Annotated in this window: 17 protein-coding genes; 12 read left to right on the forward strand and 5 right to left on the reverse strand. The window is 44.6% G+C overall.

Features of this window, described 5'->3' with window-relative positions:
• Nucleotides 1-17: 17 nt before the first annotated feature.
• The 9 genes from tig (at nucleotide 18) to AACP44_RS00220 (ending at nucleotide 11,216) form a co-directional block, all read left to right on the forward strand.
• On the forward strand, nucleotides 18-1,349 hold the full coding sequence (gene tig / locus AACP44_RS00180; protein ID WP_339337792.1) for a trigger factor: 1,332 nt from the start codon (nucleotides 18-20) through the stop codon (nucleotides 1,347-1,349).
• A gap of 121 nt (nucleotides 1,350-1,470) precedes the next feature.
• On the forward strand, nucleotides 1,471-2,100 hold the full coding sequence (clpP, locus tag AACP44_RS00185; protein WP_339337794.1) for an ATP-dependent Clp endopeptidase proteolytic subunit ClpP: 630 nt from the start codon (nucleotides 1,471-1,473) through the stop codon (nucleotides 2,098-2,100).
• A 149-nt stretch (nucleotides 2,101-2,249) separates the two neighbouring features.
• Nucleotides 2,250-3,539 (forward strand): ATP-dependent Clp protease ATP-binding subunit ClpX, encoded by a 1,290-nt coding sequence (clpX, locus tag AACP44_RS00190; RefSeq protein WP_339337796.1) that lies wholly within the window; start codon nucleotides 2,250-2,252, stop codon nucleotides 3,537-3,539.
• A gap of 211 nt (nucleotides 3,540-3,750) precedes the next feature.
• The gene (gene lon / locus AACP44_RS00195; RefSeq protein ID WP_339337798.1) at nucleotides 3,751-6,189 is read left to right on the forward strand and encodes an endopeptidase La; all 2,439 of its coding nucleotides are present in this window, start codon (nucleotides 3,751-3,753) and stop codon (nucleotides 6,187-6,189) included.
• A gap of 204 nt (nucleotides 6,190-6,393) precedes the next feature.
• Nucleotides 6,394-6,666, forward strand: coding sequence for an HU family DNA-binding protein (locus tag AACP44_RS00200; protein ID WP_339337800.1), 273 nt, complete (start codon nucleotides 6,394-6,396; stop codon nucleotides 6,664-6,666).
• Nucleotides 6,667-6,821: 155 nt separating this feature from the next.
• A complete protein-coding gene (locus tag AACP44_RS00205) occupies nucleotides 6,822-8,699 on the forward strand; it encodes a SurA N-terminal domain-containing protein (protein WP_339337802.1) in 1,878 nt (625 codons plus the stop codon).
• A gap of 43 nt (nucleotides 8,700-8,742) precedes the next feature.
• Nucleotides 8,743-9,924, forward strand: coding sequence for a phosphoglycerate dehydrogenase (locus AACP44_RS00210; RefSeq protein ID WP_339337804.1), 1,182 nt, complete (start codon nucleotides 8,743-8,745; stop codon nucleotides 9,922-9,924).
• Between the two features lie 127 nt (nucleotides 9,925-10,051).
• On the forward strand, nucleotides 10,052-10,639 hold the full coding sequence (locus AACP44_RS00215) for a hypothetical protein (RefSeq protein ID WP_339337806.1): 588 nt from the start codon (nucleotides 10,052-10,054) through the stop codon (nucleotides 10,637-10,639).
• A gap of 37 nt (nucleotides 10,640-10,676) precedes the next feature.
• Nucleotides 10,677-11,216 carry a DUF1285 domain-containing protein gene (locus AACP44_RS00220; protein WP_339337808.1) on the forward strand — a complete coding sequence of 180 codons (540 nt, stop codon included), beginning with the start codon at nucleotides 10,677-10,679 and terminating at the stop codon, nucleotides 11,214-11,216.
• Between the two features lie 57 nt (nucleotides 11,217-11,273).
• Here AACP44_RS00220 and AACP44_RS00225 read toward each other — a convergent pair whose 3' ends face one another.
• The gene (locus tag AACP44_RS00225; RefSeq protein WP_339337810.1) at nucleotides 11,274-12,917 is read right to left on the reverse strand and encodes an electron transfer flavoprotein-ubiquinone oxidoreductase; all 1,644 of its coding nucleotides are present in this window, start codon (nucleotides 12,915-12,917) and stop codon (nucleotides 11,274-11,276) included.
• A gap of 349 nt (nucleotides 12,918-13,266) precedes the next feature.
• On the opposite strand from AACP44_RS00225, the gene AACP44_RS00230 reads away from it, so the two are divergent.
• Nucleotides 13,267-14,016: an electron transfer flavoprotein subunit beta/FixA family protein gene (locus AACP44_RS00230; RefSeq protein WP_339337812.1), complete on the forward strand. Its 750-nt coding sequence runs from the start codon at nucleotides 13,267-13,269 to the stop codon at nucleotides 14,014-14,016.
• Nucleotides 14,016-14,945, forward strand: coding sequence for an FAD-binding protein (locus AACP44_RS00235; RefSeq protein ID WP_339337814.1), 930 nt, complete (start codon nucleotides 14,016-14,018; stop codon nucleotides 14,943-14,945). Before AACP44_RS00230 ends, AACP44_RS00235 begins: the two co-directional genes overlap by 1 nt.
• 71 nt (nucleotides 14,946-15,016) lie before the next feature.
• Here the strand turns inward: AACP44_RS00235 and AACP44_RS00240 are convergent, their stop codons facing one another.
• From AACP44_RS00240 to metH, 4 genes are all read right to left on the reverse strand, one after another.
• Complete coding sequence (locus AACP44_RS00240; protein WP_339337816.1) at nucleotides 15,017-16,186, reverse strand: cation:proton antiporter; 1,170 nt, start codon at nucleotides 16,184-16,186, stop codon at nucleotides 15,017-15,019.
• 100 nt (nucleotides 16,187-16,286) lie between these two features.
• Nucleotides 16,287-16,769, reverse strand: a complete 483-nt coding sequence (locus tag AACP44_RS00245) for a DUF934 domain-containing protein (protein WP_339337818.1) — start codon at nucleotides 16,767-16,769, stop codon at nucleotides 16,287-16,289.
• Nucleotides 16,759-18,417 (reverse strand): nitrite/sulfite reductase, encoded by a 1,659-nt coding sequence (locus tag AACP44_RS00250; protein ID WP_339337820.1) that lies wholly within the window; start codon nucleotides 18,415-18,417, stop codon nucleotides 16,759-16,761. The genes AACP44_RS00245 and AACP44_RS00250 overlap by 11 nt, the downstream gene beginning before the upstream one ends.
• Before the next feature lie 431 nt (nucleotides 18,418-18,848).
• Nucleotides 18,849-22,538: a methionine synthase gene (gene metH / locus AACP44_RS00255; protein WP_339337822.1), complete on the reverse strand. Its 3,690-nt coding sequence runs from the start codon at nucleotides 22,536-22,538 to the stop codon at nucleotides 18,849-18,851.
• Between the two features lie 249 nt (nucleotides 22,539-22,787).
• Here metH and nfuA point away from each other — a divergent pair, with 249 nt between their 5' ends.
• Complete coding sequence (gene nfuA / locus AACP44_RS00260) at nucleotides 22,788-23,399, forward strand: Fe-S biogenesis protein NfuA (RefSeq protein WP_339337824.1); 612 nt, start codon at nucleotides 22,788-22,790, stop codon at nucleotides 23,397-23,399.
• Nucleotides 23,400-23,507 lie beyond the last annotated feature (108 nt).

Genomic DNA, 23,507 nt, shown 5'->3' on the forward strand with positions numbered 1-23,507 from the left:
GGGCTAGAGGAATCTCCATGCAAGTTTCATTACAAACAACGTCGGGTCTAGAGCGTAAATTGACAGTCGGCGTCCCCGCTGAGCGTGTTGATAAAGAAGTTAATGTTCGCCTTCAAAAAGCGTCTAAAACGGTTCGTCTTGATGGTTTTCGTCCGGGTAAAGTCCCGATGAAAGTCATGAAGCAGCGTTTTGGTGCTGGGGTTCGTCAAGAAGTTTTGCAGGAAGTGATGAATCAAAGCTTCAGTGAGGCCATCACCCAAGAAAATATCAAGCCCGCCGGTATGCCTTCAATTGAACCTAAAAATATCCAAGAAGGTGCTGACCTTGAGTATGTCGCTACCTTTGAAATACTGCCTGAAGTTGATACAAAAGATTACAGCTCAATGACCATTGAAACGCCGGTTGCTGACGTGGTTGATTCTGATATTGATAAAATGATTGAAACGCTTCGTGAGCAGCAGTCTTCATGGGAAGAGGTTGATCGTGCAGCTGCACAAGGCGATCAAGTCAATATTAACTATGTTGGTACTAAAGATGGTGAATCCTTTGAGGGCGGCACTGCCGATAATTCACCTTTAGAATTGGGTTCAAATCGGATGATTCCAGGTTTTGAAGATGGCATCATTGGTTTGAAAGCCGGTGAAGAAAAGGTGCTGTCTTTAAGCTTCCCTGAAAATTATCATGCCGAAGAACTTAAAGGCGCTGCGGTAGAGTTTGCCGTCTCGGTAAATACTGTTGCCGAGAAAAAATTAGCCGAGCTTAATGATGAACTGTTTGCAAAGTTTGGTGTTAATGAAGGTGGTGAAGCCAAATTTCGCGAAGATGTTGCCACTAATATGAAACGCGAATTAGAAAACGCCATAAAGAGCCAAGTTAAAAATCAGGTTATGGATGCATTAGTGGCCGCCCATAATGATCTACAAATTCCGCAGGCGTTAGTTAAGCAAGAAATCACAGCGTTAAAGCAACAAATGGTTCAGCAGTTTGGCGCTCAGGCCGAATCGTTAGATATAGATTCGCTACTGCCGGATGATATGTTTACTGAGCAAGCTGATCGTCGTGCCCGTTTAGGTTTAGTATTGCATCACTATATCGGCTCAGAAAACTTAACCGCTGACCCTGATAAAGTAAAAGAGGCTATTGAAGGAATCGCTGCACCTTATGATGATCCTCAGGAAGTGATTAACTATTACTATGGCAACCAGCAACAATTGCAGCAAGTTCAGTCAGTAGTGCTGGAAGATGCCGCTGTAGAAAAATTGATGGCGCAGGCGACGGTCACTGATAAAGCCAGTAGCTATGAAGAAGTGATGGCGCCAAAGGCGCCGCCGGAAGCGGACGAAGAATAAGTTCTTCAATCGTTTAGCCACAACAACAACAAGCGACTATACTTTAGTCGCTTGCTTGTTTTCGGCGTCTATAAACACCATCAGTCAATAATCTCGATAAAAACGGAAGAGCGATAACAGAATGTCTAGATTTGATCCTCATACTATTAATCAGCAGGAAATTAACAACCTTGGTTTAATTCCTATGGTCGTCGAGCAGACGGCTAAAGGAGAGCGTTCCTATGATATCTATTCACGTCTGCTAAAAGAGCGCGTCATCTTTATGGTTGGCCCAGTTGAAGATAATATGGCCAATCTGATTGTTGCCCAGATGCTATTTTTGGAGTCAGAAAACCCTGATAAAGATATTCATCTGTATATTAATTCGCCCGGCGGTTCTGTGACAGCGGGTTTATCTATTTACGATACCATGCAATTTATTAAGCCCGATGTCAGTACCATGTGTATTGGTCAGGCCGCCAGCATGGGGGCCTTTCTGCTAACTGGTGGTGCCAAGGGTAAGCGTTTTATGCTGCCTAACGCCCGTACTATGATTCATCAGCCAAGTGGTGGTGCGCAGGGGCAGGCTACGGATATTGATATTCAAGCCAAGGAGATCCTGATTATCCGTGAGCGCCTAAATCAGTTGATGGCTCACCATACCGGTCAGGACTTCGAAACCATTGCTCGTGATACCGAGCGAGATAACTTTATGAACGCCGAGACCTCTAAGGAATACGGTCTGATAGATGAGGTTATAGAGCGTAGATAGTGGGCTGCAGGTTAGTTCTTGCGTTTGCAAATGATTAAATATGGCCTTCAGGACTTGCAAAATCGTCTAAAAGACAGCATCTTTAGACCTGAGATGTAGGTAGTTCGCTAGATACAAGGCTTTAAAGGCTCAAAAAGGGTGCAGTTTTAATGAGTGATGATACCAAAGATACTGATGATGATGGCAAGCTGCTGTATTGCTCTTTTTGCGGCAAAAGCCAGCATGAAGTCCGCAAGCTGATCGCGGGTCCATCGGTCTTTATCTGTGACGAATGTGTTGACTTATGTAACGACATTATTCGCGAAGAAGTACAGGAAGGTACCGACGACAATAACCAAGAGCGTCTGCCAAGTCCCGTAGAAGTGAAAGAGATTCTCGACGAGTACGTTATTGGTCAAAAACGAGCCAAAAAGGTACTCGCCGTAGCGGTTTATAACCACTACAAGCGTTTACGCTTTAGTGACTCCAAGAAAGACGGGGTTGAGCTGGGTAAGAGTAATATTTTGCTAGTGGGCCCCACAGGTAGCGGTAAAACTCTGCTGGCTGAAACCTTGGCTCGTCTGCTAGATGTTCCTTTTACCATTGCTGATGCAACCACCCTGACTGAAGCGGGTTATGTGGGTGAAGACGTAGAAAATATCATTCAAAAGCTTCTGCAAAAATGCGACTACGATGTCGATAAAGCTCAAATGGGCATTGTCTATATTGATGAAATCGACAAGATTTCACGCAAGTCTGATAATCCATCCATCACACGTGACGTCTCGGGTGAAGGTGTGCAGCAGGCCTTGTTGAAGCTGATTGAGGGTACTGTCGCTTCTGTCCCACCACAGGGCGGACGCAAGCACCCACAACAAGAGTTTTTACAGGTTGATACTTCCAATATCCTGTTTATCTGCGGCGGTGCCTTTGCCGGTCTGGATAAAGTGATTCGTGATCGCTCCGAGAAAGGCGGCATTGGTTTTGGTGCCGAAGTAAAAAGCAAGGATCTGACGAAGAATGTCGGTGAAGTATTGGCTGATCTAGAGCCGGAAGATTTGGTTCGCTATGGCCTTATCCCTGAATTTGTCGGTCGTTTGCCGGTCATTGCTACGCTTGAAGAGCTCGATGTTGACGCTCTGATCAGCATCCTTACCGAGCCTAAAAATTCGCTAACCAAGCAATATGCTAAATTGTTTGAAATGGAGTCCGTTGAAGTCGACTTCAGAGAAGACGGTGTTCGTGCTATTGCCGAAAAAGCGATGGAGCGTAAAACGGGTGCTCGTGGCCTGCGTTCTATCCTGGAGTCGGTGCTACTTGAAACCATGTATAAGATTCCATCGGAAGATACGGTGTCTAAAATCGTCATTGATGAATCGGTGATTAAGGGTGAATCCGAACCGTTACTGGTTTATAAAAATCCTGAGCAGGAATTAAAATCAGCTTCTCCCGACGAATAGTGGGGTTGTTGCAAGGGTCTTTAATGGCCCTTTTTTGTGCCTGCAAGTCAGGCCTATTAGCCAGTTTTCATAGCTAAATAAAATAAAACGGATTTCCCTTGTAATTCAGGGTTATAGACCCAATAAAACCTTATACACTTATCAGTTATCATAATTAGCACATTAAACGTATTGCCCTCACATCAAAATTACAATTAAAGAGTAAACCGCTATGAGCGAGAACATTGGCGAAAACATGGCATCCATTGAATTTCCATTATTGCCTTTAAGAGATGTTGTGGTTTATCCACATATGGTTATCCCACTGTTTGTTGGCCGAGAGCGCTCCATAGAAGCGTTAGAAGAGGCCATGGTCAATGATAAACAAATACTGTTGGTCGCCCAGAAAAATGCCTCGATTGATGATCCCGGTGAAGAAGATATTTATCGAGTGGGTACCGTTTCTACCGTGTTACAGCTTCTTAAACTTCCCGATGGCACAGTAAAAGTGTTAGTTGAGGGTGGTTATCGGGCAAAGTTAGAAGCCGTCAATGCCAGCGAAACTTTTTATACCGCAGTCACTGTGGCCGATGAGCCAGAGCCACTTTCTGATGCAGATGCAGATGCCCTAGTTCAGGCTACGATGGCCCAGTTTGATAAATATGTGAATCTGAGTAAAAAAGTCCCTTCAGAGGTTTTAAATTCTGTTTCCGGTATTGATGAGCCGGGTCGTTTGGCAGATACCATTGCCGCTCATATGTCGCTAGAACTCGAACAGAAACAAGCCATACTCGAGGTTGCTGACGTCAATGAGCGTATTGACCATCTTTTAGGTCTGATGGAAGCTGAGATTGATCTGTTTCAGGTTGAGAAGCGCATCCGTGGCCGGGTTAAAAAACAGATGGAGAAAAGCCAGCGCGAGTACTATCTAAATGAGCAGATGAAAGCTATTCAGAAAGAATTAGGTGATATGGATGAAGCACCTAATGAGCTTGATGACCTGCAAAACAAAATCAAAGAAAGCGGTATGAGCAAAGAGGCCGAAGAAAAGGCTAGTGCAGAACTTAACAAGCTGAAAATGATGTCGCCGATGTCTGCAGAAGCATCAGTAGTGCGCAGTTATATTGACTGGATGGTCAATGTTCCCTGGAAAAAGCGTTCTAAAGTCAAGCATGACTTAAAACGTGCCTCTAAAATTCTTGAAGATGATCATTATGGTTTGGAGGAAGTTAAAGAACGAATTCTTGAGTATCTTGCCGTTCAAAAGCGCGTTAAAAAGATCAAAGGGCCGGTGCTTTGTTTAGTCGGACCACCGGGTGTGGGTAAAACGTCACTGGGTGAATCTATTGCCCGCTCAACCAATCGCAAATTTGTTCGTATGGCTTTGGGTGGGGTGCGTGATGAAGCGGAAATTCGCGGTCATCGTCGTACTTATATTGGTTCAATGCCCGGCAAGATTTTGCAGAAGCTGTCTAAAGTTGAGGTGAAAAACCCTTTATTTTTACTCGATGAAATTGACAAAATGGGGATGGATAACCGTGGCGATCCAGCCTCAGCCTTATTGGAAGTGTTAGATCCTGAGCAAAACAATAGCTTTAATGACCACTATCTAGAAGTCGATTACGATCTTTCCGATGTCATGTTTATTTGTACTTCTAATTCTATGAATATCCCCGCGCCGCTGTTGGATCGAATGGAAGTGATTCGTATCCCCGGTTATACCGAAGATGAGAAGGTCAATATTGCCCAGCGTTACCTCAAGCCTAAAGCGATGAAAAACAATGGGCTTAAGGACACTGAGTTAACCATTACCGAATCAGCGATTCGTGATTTGGTGCGTTATTACACTCGTGAAGCGGGGGTAAGAAATCTTGAGCGGGAGGTTGCCAAACTTTGTCGTAAAGTCGTCAAAGAGTTCTCGCTAGGCGAGAAAAAAGCTCCTATCACCCTTACATCTGCAGATCTAGAACACTACAGCGGCGTTCGCAAATTTACTTATGGTAAAGCTGAGGACGATAACCAGATAGGCCAAGTCACGGGTTTGGCATGGACACAGGTTGGTGGTGAACTACTAACCATTGAGGCGGTGTCAGTGACGGGTAAGGGTCGTCAAGTTAAAACTGGTTCGCTGGGAGACATTATGCAGGAATCGATTCAGGCAGCGACCACCGTTGTTCGCAGTCGTTCTCAGCTATTAGGTATTCCTGCCAGATACCATGATGAGCACGATTTGCATATTCACGTGCCAGAAGGTGCTACACCCAAAGACGGCCCCAGTGCCGGTATTGGCATGTGCACGGCGTTAGTTTCGGTTTTAACGGGTATTGCGGTTAACTCTGATGTGGCGATGACCGGTGAAATTACCTTGCGTGGGCAAGTTTTACCCATCGGCGGTCTGAAAGAGAAATTATTGGCAGCACATCGAGGCGGTATTAAGACGGTCATTATCCCTGATGAGAATAGCCGTGATCTAAAAGAAATTCCGAATAATATAAAAGCCGATCTGGAAATTAAGCCGGTTAAGTGGATCGATGAAGTGTTGGAGATCGCTCTAGAAACGGTGCCAAAACCGCTGTCGGATGAAGAGTTTTTAGGTAAGTCTGAGGATAATTCGGCGCCAATAAAGGAAAAACCTAAAAAGGGCGGAAAAAGCCAGCCAAAGGCCCATTAAATAGCGCTTTTCGGCTTGACCGGAATGGGCGCAATTGGTATAAATTGGGTCCTGCTGTAAATAAAGCCGAATTATTAGAGATAATAAAACGGAAAAATAAATTCTTGGCTTTAGATTTTTGTTATCGCTCAACACAGATCTAGCAGGCTGTAAGTTGATAATAAGTGAAAAGCTAAAGGCCCATATTCTTAAAAGGGGATGAATGTGAATAAATCTGAACTGATTGAAGCAGTTTCGGCGTCTGCCGATCTACCTAAGGCCGCTGCCGGTCGTGCGTTAGATGCGATGGTTGAAGCGGTAACTGAAGCATTAAAAGCAAACGACCAAGTTGTATTGGTTGGTTTTGGAACCTTCTCTGTTAAAGATCGTGCTGCTCGCACTGGTCGCAATCCGCAAACTGGCGCAGAGATCCAAATTAAAGCGGCTAAAGTCCCTGGTTTTAAAGCGGGTAAAGCACTGAAAGACGCTGTTAACTAATTGTCCTTCAAGGTCTATCTTTTGATGATTCAATCGATGGTCCTGAGATAATACAGCGACAAATGTTTCACAATTGATCTAAAATTTGAACATTTTAAAGGCGCATCTTTTGATGCGTTTTTTTTGTTTAAGGCAAATGCTCTGCGGAGAATCAAATGCTGCAAAATATTCGTGATAATAGCCAAGGCTTGGTGGCCAAATTTATTATAGGTCTAATCATTATACCGTTTGCTTTATTTGGTATTGATAGCCTGGTTGGTGGTGGGGGTCCAGCAACTGTTGCTACCGTTAATGGTGAAGAAATTACCCTGCTTGAGCTAGATCAGTTGGTCAACCTTGAGCGTCGCAGACTGTTTAATCAGATGGGGGAAAATGCAGATCCATCGTTGTTGACCGATGAGTTATTGCGTGGGCCTGTTCTTGATCGTTTAATACAGCAGAAGTTAATTATTCAGGCGGCTACTGATGAATCGGTTACGGTATCCGCTGTAGCCATTGATCAGGCTATTGTTGCGATGAGTCAATATCAGCAAGATGGTCAGTTTTCGCCCCAGCTTTATCAAAGTGTTTTGCGCAATAACGGTTATACATCGACCTATTATAAGCAGTTGGTATCCGACAATATGACCACCAACCAGCTCAATGCAGGTATTGCCGGTTCTGCGTTTGTTACCGAGGCTGAGCTTGAGTTAGTCGCCAGTATAGTTGGGCAACAAAGAAGTTTTCGTTATTTTTTGCTGCCCAGCGAAAAGATCTCTAGCCAGATTTCGATTAATGACCAGCAGCTACAAGCCTATTACCAAGCCAATATCGATAATTTTCAATCTGAAGATCAAGTAAAGCTTGAGTATATCGAACTGAAGCAGCAGGATTTCTTTAAGCCAGTTTCTGAGCAAGCCCTTGTGCAAGCCTATGAAGAGGAAATGGAATCTTTTGAAACCGGTGAAGAGCGTCGTGCGTCCCATATTCTTATCGAGATTGGTGATGAGGATGATAAGAAGGCGGCCAAAGCAAAAATTGAATCGTTAGTCACTAAACTGAATAATGGTGATTCATTTGAAGCTCTTGCCAGCGAATTTTCTGATGACGCAGGCTCTGCCCGTAATGCCGGTGATCTGGGTTACACTCAGGGTGATACCTTCCCAGCAGAATTTGAAGCCGCATTGGCGCAATTAGCCCTTGATCAAGTATCTGCGCCGGTTTTAACCGATGCCGGTTTTCATTTAATTAAGGCTACTGACATCAAATTAGGCGATAAGCCCTCATTTGAGGATCGCAAACTAGTATTAAGTCAACGCATACAGCTTGCCGCTGCCGAAGCTGATTTTATTAAAGCCGTTGAAAACCTGCGCGATCTAGCCTTCAACTCGGAGGGGCTTTCCGCTACTGCACAAGAGCTTTCATTAGAACGTAGCCAGTCAAATTTTATCAGTCAGTCAACAGCGGATGGTATTTTGGCGAACTCACAAGTGTTAGCAGCAGCGTACAGTGAGGATGTATTAAAAGATGGTAACAATAGTGAAGTATTGGAGCTGGCCTCGGATCATTTTATCGTGATTAATGTTGTCGAGCATCGGCCGCCAGCAGCTAGACCATTTGCTGAAGTCAAAGCAGCTATTATGACTCAGTTAACTGCCGAGCAATCGACGGAACTAGCCCTTCAGCTATCTGAAGATTATATTGCCGCTTTATCCTCTGGTGCTTCGTTAGAGGATGTAGCTAAAGCGCAAGGTTATGAGTGGCAGGCTGAACAAAATATTACTCGTAATACTGCTTCTGTTACAGCTGATTTGTTATCGGCCGTATTTGCCATTCCTGCCTCTAGCAATACAGTGGTTAATAAGGCCGTTAGTCTGGCTAACGGAGATGTTGCGGTTATTCAGCTAGAAGCAGTAAAGAATGGCAATTTGCAACAGTTCTCTACCGCAGAGCAGCGTGACTTAAAACAACAACTTCAGCGTGCCGTTAGCAATCGTAGCATCGCTAACTTTATCAGTTCGCTGAGAAATAATGCGGAAATCGATATCTTATAATATTGATTAGAACAGATTATATTTATTTTAGGAGTTTTTAACGGTGTACAAGGTGCTCACTTTAAATCAAATATCCATTAAAGGTTTGGATAGGCTGCCACGTGATGGCTATGAGATCGCTAGCGAATTTTCAAATCCCGATAGCGTTTTATTGCGAAGCCATAAACTAAAGCCTGAAGATATTCCTTCATCAGTTTTGGGTATAGCACGTGCTGGTGCCGGTTATAACAATATCCCAGTTGATTATTGTACGGAGCAGGGTATTCCTGTTTTTAATACCCCGGGTGCCAATGCCAATGCGGTTAAAGAATTGATTGTTTCTGCTTTGACGCTGGGTTCGCGCGGTATTCTGGAAGGTATCGACTATGTCAATACCTTATCCGATATGACCGATGGTCCGGAGATGAGCAAATTACTGGAAAAGGAAAAAAAGCGTTTTAAAGGTAATGAATTAGCCGGTAAGACGCTAGGTGTTATTGGCTTGGGTGCGATTGGATCAATGGTGGCCGATACCGCATTAAATCTAGGTATGCAGGTTGCAGGTTATGATCCTGCGCTATCTGTCGACGCTGCGTGGCGTTTATCCAGCAATATTACAAAAGTTGATAATATTGCTTCATTGGTTTCACGCTCTGATTATATTACTCTGCATTTACCCGTCTTGGATGCAACGCGCGGTATGATCAACAGTGATCTACTTTCAAACCTGAAAGAGGGCGCTATCTTACTGAATTTTGCTCGTGAGGAAATCGTTGATACTGCAGCTGTGATTGCAGCGTTAGAGTCCGGCAAATTGGCTAAATATATTGCTGATTTTCCTTCACCTGAATTGATTGGTGTTAAGGGTGCAGTGTTAACGCCTCATATCGGCGCTAGTACTGATGAAGCAGAGGAGAACTGTGCGGTGATGGCGGCCAACCAGCTAAAAGATTTCCTTGAGAACGGTAATATCAAAAACTCTGTTAACTTTCCGCCATTAAATCTTGATCGTACGCCAGATTGTGAAAGTGTTCGTATTTCTATCAGCAACCGTAACGTGCCCAAAATTCTGGGTAATATCCTGTCGATTTTAGCTGATGAAAATATCAATGTGGTCGATATGCTTAATAAAAGTCGCGATGAAATTGCCTACAATTTAATTGATGTTGATACCGTTCCGCCAGCAAGCGTCATCCAGCAAATGATTGATATTGAGGGTGTGATCAATGTTCGCTTGATTGGCTAAATTAACTTTGGCCTCAGCGACTATCAAAGGGTTCTTACGAGAGCCCTTTTTTGTACCGAAAGATTGACGAGGTAGAGGGCATAGTTCTACTGTCAATTATGTTCAGCGAGTGGAAGGGGTAAGCATCATGTTATTCAACACAATAAAACTTAGCCTGCTAATTGTTTTCGCGCTGTTATTACAGGCCTGTCAGTCATCTTTTATTGTTGATCAAACAAGTCACTATGCCAGAGCAATTGGCATTATTAATCAATTTGAAGTCACTCGCTGGCATCACCGAGTTATTGGTACCAATAATCGTATTAGTGTAGTGAGCGATGCTATCGATAATGTCGATGTTATTTTTTTAAGTGAAGTCATTGCCAAGGGTCTGGCACCTTACTTTAATCATGTGCAGGGAGGAGCGTCCAAAGACGCCATAGATGATGCAATAGCTCTGACTAAAGTGCATGGAAATAACTATTTGGTGTATGTTGAGGTGGCTGATTTAAATGCCGTTATTGAACCTGACACCGTTAAACCAACTACCAACTATAGCCGTATTCAATTAATACTCACTGTAGTTGATGTTGTCAGCTCTTCTACCGTGGAAAAAATACTATTGAGTGCTAACACTCAACATTGGAGTTTCTGGGGCGATGAGATGCCTGGTTTATTGGCCAAGCCTGTTGCGTTTGTTGGCAATAGTTTGACGGGTTACCGCGCAGTTAATTAGCCGTTCTACTTTCTTGTTATCGTTAATGGTCGTGTTTATGAAAACTGGATTAGAAAATATAGAGCAGCACCTCAAACAACAGACCAAAAAACCGCCGCTGGACCTCTGGCATCCAGAGTTATGTGGTGATATCGATATTGTGATTAAGGCCAATGGTGATTGGTTTCACGATGGGTTTCCAATCAAGCGTCAATCGTTAATTAAATTATTTTCTACTATTTTGCGACGCGAAGAGGATGGTGATTATTATCTCTTAACACCGGTTGAGAAATGGCGTATTCAGGTGGAGCAAACAGCGTTGATTATAGTGGATATGGATGTTGTCAATGCAGGCCAGCCCGATCAAAAAATTATTTTCACTAGCAACGTTGATGATCAATATACGCTGGGTGAGAAATATCCCTTAACAGTCTCTAGTGTTGGAAATTCCAATGAAGCCATTCCTTTTGTTTGTTTGGAGCAGAAGCTAACAGCCAAACTTGTTCGTGCGGTATTTTACCGGCTGGCGGATTTGGCGGTTGAAAAAAACGGGGGGTTTGTTGTTGCTAGTGAAGGTCTTGAGTTTGCCATTGGGTGAGTTTCTTGGAAATCCATCCGTGGATGCCCGGCAAGTAATTTTCTATACGAATTCACACTACATATTAGGATAATTAGGACCACCTAGCCCCTCTGGTGCTATCCAAACAATGTTTTGTGCAGGGTCTTTAATGTCACAAGTTTTGCAATGCACGCAATTCTGACCATTAATCTGAAAACGCTTATCGCCACTGGATTCCTCAACGATTTCATAAACACCGGCAGGACAGTAGCGTTGGGCGGGTTCATCGAACATAGGTAAGTTTTGCGACAGTGGAATATCAGCATCTTTTAATGTTAGGTGACACGGTTGATCTTCCTCATGGTTGGTATTTGAAAGGAAGACTGAAGACAGCTTGTCAAAACTGATCACACCATCAGGCTTCGGATAGTCAATTTTCGGCATATCCGCGGCGGGTTTTAGGGTTTCATGATCTGGTGTTTTGTCGCGTAGGGTAAACGGCAGTTTGCCCTGAAAAATACCTTGATCGATAAAGGCCAATGCAGCGCCAACCATACCGCCAAATTTATGTAGCAGTGGGCCAAAGTTGCGCCATTTATGCAGTTCATCGTTAAGCCAGGATGAATTAAAACGATCAGCATAATCAACTAGGTCAGCCCCGCCGGCAGTAGCACCTTCAGCGGTTAATGCAGCGTGAAGCGTGTCGCCAGCCAATATGCCTGACTTCATTGCAGTATGGCTGCCTTTGATTCTGGCGAAGTTCAAGGTGCCTGCGTCATCACCGATTAACAAACCACCGGGAAAGCTCATTTTGGGACGAGATTGTGGCCCGCCTTTAATCAAAGCTCTGGCGCCATACGAAATACGGGTGCCGCCTTCGAGATAAGATTTGATTTTTTCATGCTGTTTCCACTGTTGGAATTCATCAAAGGGCGAGACATGTGGATTGTCATAGCTCAGCGGTACAACATAGCCAATAGCAACTTGATTGCCCTCAGAGTGATATAGATAACTGCCTGAGGCAGTTCCTTTAGAGGCAGGCCACCCCGTAGTATGAATAACTAATCCAGCCTGATGCTTGGATTCGTCGATTTGCCAGATTTCTTTAAAACCAATGCCGTAATGCTGGGGATCGCAACCTTCATCAAGATTAAATTTGTTGATCAATTGTTTGCCTAGATGACCACGGCAGCCTTCAGAAAATACCGTGTACTTGGCATGTAGCTCCATACCCGGCATATAAGAGTCTTTTTGACTGCCATCAGCGGCAACGCCCATATCGCCTGTAGCAATACCTTTGACGCTGCCATCTTCGTTATATAGCACCTCAGCGGCGGCAAAGCCCGGGTAGATTTCTACCCCCATAGCCTCAGCTTGTTCCGCCAACCAGCGACACACATTGGCCAAGCTAACGACATAATTACCCTTGTTATGGAAGCCGGGTGTGAATAGCAGTGGCACACTAATCGCGCTCGACTGATTATTCATTAACATCACTTTATCTCTGGTGACAGGGACATTAAGGGGTGCGCCGCGCTCTTTCCAGTCGGGAAAAAGCTCAGTGATCGCTTTGGGATCCATAACAGCACCGGACAGAATATGGGCGCCCACCTCAGCTCCCTTTTCTACCACACAAACCGTGATATCTTCGCTAAGCTGGCGAAGACGGCAGGCAGCTGATAGCCCTGCAGGGCCGGCACCGACGATGACTACGTCGAATTCCATAGATTCACGTTCCACAACTAAAGTCCTCATACTAAACAATTATGGCGGCTCAGGCGGGGTTTGATGACTTGTCCCGAGCACTCAAAGGTGGCTAAGTATATAAGTTCACTTATAAAAGTGCCAACAGGCAGCGATGCTTAATGGCAGGAATTTTAAGTAGGAGAGATGGATATAGCCAATGGAGCGGCTAAAAGGGCTTTTTAAGACTATATTTTGCTAGTTTATGCATGTTTAGCTGCGATAAAAAGTTATTGACCTTAGGGGCTACAAGCGTCAACATACGCGCGTTTTTTCGAAGCTAGCCGCTATTTAGGGCTTTTTTACCGCGGTTGGCTAAATTCATGACTTCAAAACGGAGAATCTAATGAAGGTTCTTGTTCCTATTAAGCGTGTTGCTGACGCTAATGTAAAAGTGCGGGCCAACTCTGATGGTACTGGCGCTGATCTGAACAATGTAAAAATGGCTATCAATCCATTCTGTGAGATTGCAGTTGAAGAGGCCGTACGCTTAAAAGAAGCGGGCACCGTTACCGAAATCATCGCTGTTTCTTTGGGTGATAAGTCTTGCCAAGAGCAAATCCGCACATCTTTGGCGCTGGGTGCTGATCGCGGTATTCAAGTTGAAACCGACACAGAACTACAGCCGCTGGCCATCGCTAAATTATTAAAAGCGATTGTTGATAAAGAACAGCCAGATATGGTTATTCTTGGTAAGCAGTCTATCGATGGTGATAACAACCAAACTGGTCAGATGTTGGCGGCATTGGCTGGTCTGCCGCAGGGAACTTTTGCTTCCGAGGTGGTTGTCGCTGACGGTAAAGTGAGTGTAACCCGTGAAATCGATGGTGGTTTACAGACAGTTAATTTAAATCTTCCAGCCATTATTACTACCGACCTTCGTTTGAACGAGCCGCGTTACGCTTCTCTGCCAAATATTATGAAGGCAAAGAAAAAGCCATTAGACGTAATGACACCTGACGACCTAGGCGTTGATATTGCACCTCGTCTAACCACTATTAAGGTTGAGCCGCCAGCAGAACGTGCAGCGGGAATCAAAGTGGATTCAGTCGAAGCGCTTGTTGATAAACTAAAAAATGAAGCGAAGGTGATTTAATGAGTATTTTAATTTTAGCTGAACACGATAATGCTTCTATCAAGGGTGCTACGTTAAATGTAGTGACTGCTGCTGCTGCGATTGGTGGTGATATTACCGTATTGGTTGCCGGTTCTGATTGTGCTGCTGCTGGTGAAGCTGCTGCAAAAATCGCCGGTGTTAGTAAAGTCTTAATAGCCGATAATACCGCCTATGCAAATCAGCTGGCTGAGAATGTTGGTCTTTTGGTTGCCGAGTTAGCCAAAGACTACGGTTATGTATTAGCCGCCGCTACGACTACCGGCAAAAACGTTGCACCTCGCATAGCGGCATTGTTGGATGTTGCACAAATCTCTGACATTACTGCAGTTGAAAGTGCGGATACATTTAAGCGTCCAATCTACGCCGGCAACATTATTGCCACGGTTCAATCAGCTGATGCGATTAAAGTTATCACCGTTCGCGGTACTGCATTTGATGCCGCTGCAACAGAAGGTGGCTCTGCCGCTGTTGAGACAGTTGCTTCTGCACATGATGCGGGTATTTCAAGCTTTGTTAGTGAAGAAGTTGCCGTTAGTGACCGGCCTGAACTGACGGCTGCCGGTGTTATTATCTCTGGTGGTCGCGGTATGCAAAATGGTGAGAACTTCTCCATGCTTGAGTCTGTTGCCGATAAGCTCGGTGCGGCCGTTGGTGCATCTCGTGCAGCGGTTGATGCGGGTTTTGTACCTAATGATATGCAGGTGGGTCAAACGGGTAAAATCGTTGCTCCAGATCTGTATATTGCTGTGGGTATCTCCGGTGCTATCCAGCATTTGGCGGGTATGAAAGACAGTAAAATCATTGTTGCAATCAACAAAGATGAAGAGGCACCGATCTTTCAGGTTGCAGACTACGGCCTAGTGGCTGATTTGTTTGACGCAGTACCTGAGTTGGATTCTGCGCTTTAAGCTGATTTGTTAGATAAAAAAACCCGGCTTTTGCCGGGTTTTTTTATGGCTGGTGATTATGCCTGGTTTTGTTAATCTCGTCGCATTTTATCGGACACCGAAATCGGGGTCATACAATTAAATATCACGATATAGGATGAAACTACAAAAGTGATAATGGCTGTAGCTTGAATCAAATGAGAGGCTTCTTTGCCAATTAATGACGCACCTGTAGCGACATAGGCAATTAATAATGAGAATTCACTGATTTGCCCCAAACGAAAACCAATATCCCAGGCCAAGGGTTTTCTTTCGCTAACATTACGTAGCAGGCCATAATAGATTACCGGTTTTAAGCCAATAATTAATATCGCCAATGTTACTGCGGGCAATAAAATACTCCCCAGCACAGTTAAATCAAAGCGAGCGCCTAGTGAGAAAAAGAATAGCACCAGAAAAAAATCTCTCAGCGGTTTTAAGTTAACGGCAATATATTGCGAGATAGGACTAGTGGCCAAAGAGATTCCGGCGATAAACGCGCCAATTTCTGCGGACAATCCAACGGCATGGGCTGCTTCTGCCATTCCCAAACACCAGCCAATAGCCAGCAGAAAAATATACTCATGGAAGCGATCAAAAGATTGAATCAGTTTCAGTAAAATATATTTAACAAAGCCAACGGCAAAAAGGATAAACAGCGGTAGGGCGATAACCGTTTTGCCAAGTAACATCAAATCAAATTCACCGAGGTTGCCGCTGAGTAGTATTAGCAAGACAAAGATAGCGATAACGTCTTGAATTAATAATAACCCAATCATCATCTCACCCATATGGCGATGATGAAGGACGGTAGTCGGTAATAATTTAATGCCGATAATGGTACTGGAAAACATCATGGCCGCACCGATAATAATGGATTCGGTGTGGGTAAAATTAAAACTCCAGGCAACCGCGTAACCAATCGCAGCAAAGGCAATAGAACTAATGATCGCCACCCATGAGGCTTTCTTCATGGTAGACATTAAAGCCTGCGGTTGCATATCTAAGCCGAGCAAAAATAGTAGGAAGATAATACCGAAGTGGGCAATATCCGATAATAGTTTTAGGTCGGTGACATAGCCCATTCCGTAGGGACCTATCAACGCACCCAAGACGATGTAGGCAATCAGCAACGGTTGGCGAGTATAGAGTGCCAGCGAGGCGAGCACGGCAGCGCCTGAGAAGATCAGAAAAAAAGCAAAGGTGATGCTGTTGGGATCCATGATAATTGTCGGTCGCTCAAAATCTTTACAACAGGATTATTACGTTAAACCTATAAAAAGACCACTTAAAAGACAATTGAATAGTGGGTTTTGTCTTTTTTTAACGTCGTTTAAATAAAGGCTCTGGCTGATCTATGGCAGCCTGATAAGCATCACTAAAGTCAGCAAAGCTATCCAGTGCTTTATTAAGGTCAACACCATCAAGTGCAAAAGCATTAAAACCACAGCGTTTCAGAAAGAATAATTGGTCGCGGATAAACTCGCCAATGGCTCTAATTTCACCTTGATACTGATGCTGCTCGCGCAATTCACGGCCATAGGTAAAGCCGCGGCCATCGGCAAAGGCTGGAAAATTAATCGCAATAACCGCAAAGTTTGCCAGGCTATCGGCAATCAGTTGTGGGGATTCATCACTGTTTAGCCAAATTCCTAATTGATCACGCTGTGCCAGCGCGTCTTTTTGCTGAGTCCACAAGGATAGGGGAACGATAACAGCACCTTCAGGAACTTCAGTGGCTTCTGTATCCAATACCTGCCATTGATCCTCTACTACAGCACCATCTTTAATGATTTTATTTGGCATAGACTGTCTCCTTAAACGGATCGATGCCAACACGGCGATAGGTATCGAGGAAAGTTTCTTCTTCGGTGCGGTTATTAATATAGGTATCAAGAATTTTCTCTACTACGTCTGGAACATCAGCAGCGGAAAATGACGGACCAAGAATTTTTGCTAGTGACGCATCTTTATCTTGACTGCCGCCAAGAGAGATTTGGAAAAACTCCTGCCCCTTTTTATCAACACCTAAAATACCAATATGGCCTATATGATGATGACCACAGGCATTCATGCAGCCTGAGATATTCAGGTCGATAGGGCCCAGATCATAGAGATAATCCATATCATCAAATTTACGCTGTATGGCTTCAGAGACCGGTAGTGACTTGGCATTGGCTAGCGCACAAAAATCACCGCCCGGACAGCAAATCATATCCGTTAGGTAATTAATATTCGCCGTGGCAAAGTTTTGCGCTTTGGCTTGTTCAAATACGGCTAGTAGCTGATCTTTGCGTACATGGGCCAGAATTAGGTTTTGTTGGTGGCTGGCGCGAATCTCACCGAAGGAAAATTGATCAGCCATATCGGCAACAGCTTCCATCTGTTTATCAGTAAGATCGCCAGGGGCATAACCGGTGGCTTTAAGTGATAGGGTCACAATTGCATAGCCAGGTGCCTGATGAGCTTCGACATTGCGTTTTAGCCAATTATCAAAAGCAGGGTTTTGTGCAGCCTGTTCGGCAAGAGCGGCTTCAGCAACATCATCGTCAATGCAGGCATAATCCGGAGAATGGAAAAAGGACTTCGCTCTATCGAATTCAGCCTCAGTAAGCGTAGCAGGGCCGTCTTTGATGGTTGCCCATTCTTTCTCGACCTTTTCACGAAAGGCTTCAATGCCAGTGGCCCGAACCAGAATTTTGATTCTGGCTTTGTATTTATTGTCGCGACGACCGAGTTGGTTATATACCCGCAAGATCGCCTCTAAGTAGGTGATCAGGTGCTGTTTAGGCAAGAAATCTATAATTTCTGTGGCGATTACTGGCGTACGTCCTAAGCCGCCGCCGACTAATATGCGAAAGCCAGTATCACCATCAGCATTATGGACTACTTCAATGCCAATATCGTGCATATGAATGGCTGCCCGATCTGCTGCTGAGGCGCACACAGCGATTTTGAATTTACGCGGTAAGAAGGCAAACTCAGGGTGAAAGGTTGACCATTCGCGGATGATTTCACAATAGGGACGTGGGTCTTCCAGTTCATCGGCCGCGGCACCGGCAAATTGGTCGGTGGTGGTATTACGGATACAGTTACCACTGGTTTGGATGGCATGCATCTGTACTGACGCTAGTTCTTCGAGGATATCAGGCACTTGTTCCAGTTTGGGCCAGTTTAGCTGCAAGTTCTGGCGAGTACTGAAGTGACCATAGCCCTTATCATAATGACGGCTAATATGAGCCAGTTTACGCATCTGGGTGCTGTTAAAGGTGCCATAGGGGATAGCAATACGCAGCATCGGTGCCAAGCGCTGTACATAGAGGCCATTTTGCAGGCGCAGCGGCAAAAATTGCTCATCGGTGATTTCACCGGCCAGATAGCGCTCGGTCTGACCGCGGTACTGTTTAACCCGTTCGTCTACCAGGCGCTGATCGTGTTCATCGTATATATACATTAGGACCTTGTCGTATAAAACTGATATTTGCGTTAAAAATGACGCGCGATTGTACTAAATTTAGCGGCATTGGGCGAGATAAGTTTATGAAATGTCTGGGTATATTGACTGAAGGGCTAGGCTTGTCTTAAAAATGCGCCCAACTTACCAAGACAAGCTTTGGCTACACGCCAAATCCCCTTTTTGATTTAACGAGATATTGTTATAATGCCGCCCCGTAAAATATCACCCAACTAGTAATACCTGATGAGGAACGAGCAGTATGTCAGATCAAGAATCAAAGTATAACGATGGCTTAAATGATGCCTATGCAGCCACAGCGATCATTGTCCTAGTTGTGGGCACCGTGGTGTTTTGGCTGAGTGGAATGGCCTCTTAATTATCTATCTAAGGCGCTCAGTCGAGCGCCTTGATGGCCGTTTTTTTGCCTGCTAACGGTCGTAATCCAAAACTGGCGACAACCAACGCTCCATTTCTTTCTCCGTCATTCCTTTACGCGCTGCAAGACTATCCACCTGATCTTTACTGATTTTGCCGGTGGCAAAATAGCTGGAATCTGGGTGCGAGTAATAAAAGCCGCTGACTGCCGCCGCCGGTGTCATGGCGAAATGCTCGGTTAATTCAACACCAATATTGTCCTGAGCTGATAGCAGCTTAAATAATGTCGCTTTTTCAGTGTGGTCAGGGCAGGCTGGGTAGCCCGGCGCAGGACGGATGCCGTGGTAACGTTCTTTGATTAACTCTTCGTTGCTTAGCTCTTCGTTGTCGGCATAACCCCAGAATTCTTTGCGGACACGTAAGTGCATATGCTCGGCAAATGATTCAGCTAAGCGATCAGCTAATGCTTTAACCATAATCGCTCTGTAGTCATCGCCAGCTTGCTGATAGTGTTTTGCCAGCTCTTCAGCACCAATGCCGGCAGTAACCACAAAGCCACCAATATAATCTTCTAAGCCAGTGCTTTTTGGCGCAATAAAATCAGCAAGGCTGAAATTGGGCTTGCCATTGGGCTTTGCTGTTTGCTGGCGGATATGATGCAAAGTGGTTGGTTGATCATCACCGGTTATCACTTCAATATCATCGCTATTGACTTGGTTGGCAGGCCAGAAACCAATGACTGCTTTAGCAGTGAGTAATTTTTCATCAATTAACTTTTTCAGCATAATTTGGGCATCATCAAACAAGCTGCGAGCTGCTTCGCCAACAACGTTATCATCAAGAATTTTCGGGTATTTGCCGGCCAAATCCCAACTGATAAAAAATGGTGTCCAATCGATAGTGTCGACTAAATCCTCAAGTGGGTAATCTTCAAAAACTTTGATGCCTTGAAAGCTGGGTTTTGGCGGGGCGTAATTGTCCCACTCAATGGTCGGGGCATTGGCTTTTGCTGCCTCATAGCTCAGCGGCTTGGCTTTAGGTTTTCGATTTTTAACGCGTTCGCGTACAACGGCATATTCGTCTTTACGTTGCTGCCAAAAACTCTCGTACTGATTTTCGCTCAGTAGAGCGCTTGCCACTGACACGCTTCGTGAGGCGTCAGGTACATAAATAATCGGTGCCTGATCATACTGCGGTTCAATTTTAACCGCAGTATGCGCTTTTGATGTAGTGGCTCCACCGATCATTAAGGGGATTGAAAACCCTTGATCTTTCATTTCTTTGGCGACATAAACCATTTCATCCAACGAAGGAGTAATCAGACCGCTGAGGCCAATAATATCGGCATTCTCTTGTTTGGCGACACGAAGAATTTCATCACAGGAAACCATAACCCCAAGGTCAACCACTTCATAGTTATTGCATTGCAATACAACCCCGACAATATTTTTACCAATATCGTGTACGTCACCTTTAACCGTGGCCATGATGATTTTACCGTTGCTTGTGGCCCTATCATCCTTCTCCTGTTCGATAAACGGTTGTAAGTGCGCCACCGCTTGCTTCATAACACGGGCGCTTTTTACTACCTGCGGTAAAAACATTTTACCGTCGCCGAATAAGTCGCCAACCACATTCATGCCGTCCATTAAAGGACCTTCGATAACCTCAATTGGACGCTCGGCATTAACTCGGGCTTCTTCGGCATCTTCAACAATATAAGTGGTAATCCCTTTAACCAAGGCATGCTCAATACGTTTTTCAACGGAATACTCGCGCCACTCAAGATTTTCAACTTGCTTTTTGGCGCCGTCGCCAGCGTAATCACTGGCAATATCCAACAACCTTTCAGTGCTGTCATCACGACGGTTTAGGATTACATCTTCAACGGCATCTCTAAGTTCGACAGGTAAATCGTCATAGACGGCAAGTTGGCCGGCATTAACAATACCCATATCCAGCCCGGCTTTGATCGCGTGATATAAGAACACCGAGTGAATCGCTTCGCGTACCGGGTTATTACCACGGAATGAGAAGGAGACATTGCTGACACCACCAGAAATCAGGGCATGCGGCAAGTTGCTTTTGATAAACCGACAGGCTTCAATAAAGTCAACGGCATAGTTGTTGTGCTCTTCGATACCGGTGGCAATAGCAAAAATATTCGGATCAAAAATAATATCCTGAGGAGGTAGGCCGACGGTATCCACCAGTATTTTATAAGAGCGAAGGCAAATTTCATTTTTACGAGCGAGGGTGTCCGCTTGGCCTTCTTCATCAAAGGCCATAACCACAACCGCGGCACCGTAGTTCAAACACAACTGAGCTTTTTCAATAAACTCCGCTTCGCCTTCTTTTAGGCTAATAGAGTTGACCACGGCTTTACCCTGAATGCATTTTAAGCCCGATTCGATAATTTCCCATTTAGAGGAGTCAACCATAATCGGTACCCGAGAAATATCTGGCTCTGAAGCGATCAGATTTAAAAACGTCACCATGGCTGTTTCGGCATCGAGCATGCCTTCATCCATGTTGATGTCGATAATCTGAGCGCCGTTTTCAACTTGTTCACGGGCGACATCAAGGGCGGTATCATAATCGCCGTCAATAATTAGGCGCTTAAACTTTGCCGAACCGGTGACGTTACAACGTTCGCCAACGTTTACAAACAATGAATCAGGATTAATAGTGAAAGGTTCTAGACCACTTAGACGACAGGCTGGTGAGGGTGTATGAATACCTCTGGGTTTTGAGTCCAATGCAATAGTTGCAATAGCAGCAATATGTTCAGGTGTGGTGCCGCAACAACCTCCGACTAAATTTAAAAAGCCGCGGTCGGCAAAGCCTTTTAAATCTTCGAGCATATCCTCAGGTGTTTCATCGTATTCACCAAAAGCATTAGGAAGGCCGGCATTAAAATGGCCGCTAAAATAGCAATCAGCAGCGTTAGCTAGCTCTTCTACAAAGGAGCGTATTTCTTTAAAGCGACGTCCACAGTTAGTGCCGACAATTAATGGCTGGGCGTGGGCAATGGCATTCCAGAAAGCTTCGGGGCTTTGTCCTGATAATATACGGCCACTAATATCCGGAAAGGTAACCGAAATCATAATGGGCAGTTCAATACCTAGCTCTCTAAAACAGCGCTTAACGGCATAAATAGCCGCTTTGGCATTTAGGGTATCAAAAACTGTTTCGATCATTATCAGATCGACATCGCCTTCAATTAAGCCTTTGGTTGACTGGTAATAATCATCAGCTAGTTGATCAAAGTTGATATTACGTGCACCTGGGTCGTTAACATCTGGGGAGATAGACGCTGTTCTTGGGGTAGGGCCAAGTACGCCAGCTACAAAACGAGGCTTATCCGGTGTTGCTTTACTGGCTTTATCAGCAGCAACGCGGGCAACCTTGGCGGCTGCGACATTGATTTCATAAGCATAGTCTTCAAGCTTGTAATCACCCTGAGCGACGCGGGTGGCGTTGAAGCTATTGGTTTCAATAATATCAGCACCGGCATCGAGGTAGGCGGTATGAATCTGTTCAATAATCTGCGGCTGGGTAATCGAGAGCAGATCGTTATTGCCCTTAATATCTACATCATAATCGGCCAGACGGTCACCACGGTAATCCGCTTCTTCAAGCCCATACGATTGAATCATGCTGCCCATGGCGCCATCTATAATTAACAGACGATTTTTTAGCGCCTGCTTGAGGGTGGCGATACGTGAATTTTTGCTTGTCATGTGTAGCCTGTAGGTAATAAACAACCGTAAGCCCTTAAAATATCTAGGGTTTAACGGTAGAAATAGTAAATTAACTGATTTAGTTGCTTCTCTGTATCCTTGCAATCACAGTATAATAGCCGATTAACGCGCCAATGCAGGTCTGCAGGGTTGCAAAAAAAACGCATCTTAAACTATATTGAAATATTTTGATATAGTTTTCGAGGTTTTGAAGTCGATAAATCGTTGAGTTTTAGGGGCATATCAGTCATGTCAGAAGTGCAGGCAGCAACAGAATTAAAGATGACCATCACTGAATCAGCGCAGGATTATCTTGCTGAACTTTTGGAAAGTCAGGAAGACGATGTGCTAGGTATCCGTATGTTTGTTAATGCGCCTGGCACACCAAAGGCAGAGACTTGCATTGCTTATTGTCGTGATGCGGATATAAACCAAGAAGATATTCTTGTTGACTATGAGAAGTTTACCGCACGCTTTGAGACTAGGAGTATTCCGTTCCTTAAAGATGCCTTTGTCGATTATGCCAAAGATAGAATGGGAGGCCAGCTAACGATTAAAGCGCCCAATGCCAAGTTGCCTCAGGTAAATGCGGATAGCTCAATAGAGGATCGCATCAATTATGTGCTTTTTAATGAGGTGAACCCTTCATTGGCGGCTCATGGCGGTGAAGTATCACTGCTGGAGGTCACCGACGAAAATATTGCTATATTGCAGTTTGGTGGAGGTTGTCAGGGCTGTGGTATGGTGGAATCTACGTTAAAAGACGGCGTTGAAAAGAGTCTTTTAGAGCAGGTGCCTGAGTTAAGTGCAGTCATGGACATGACCGACCACACCGACCGTTCCCATGCTTATTTCAAATAATTACCTTACGCGATATATATTAAAGATTATTTACCTAACAGATTTTTAATAACAAATTTCATCAAAACCGCCGGTATAACCGCTATTTGCCACTAAAAATATTGCATA

The organism is uncultured Oceanicoccus sp. (genome assembly GCF_963968385.1).
Classification (GTDB): domain Bacteria; phylum Pseudomonadota; class Gammaproteobacteria; order Pseudomonadales; family Dasaniaceae; genus Oceanicoccus.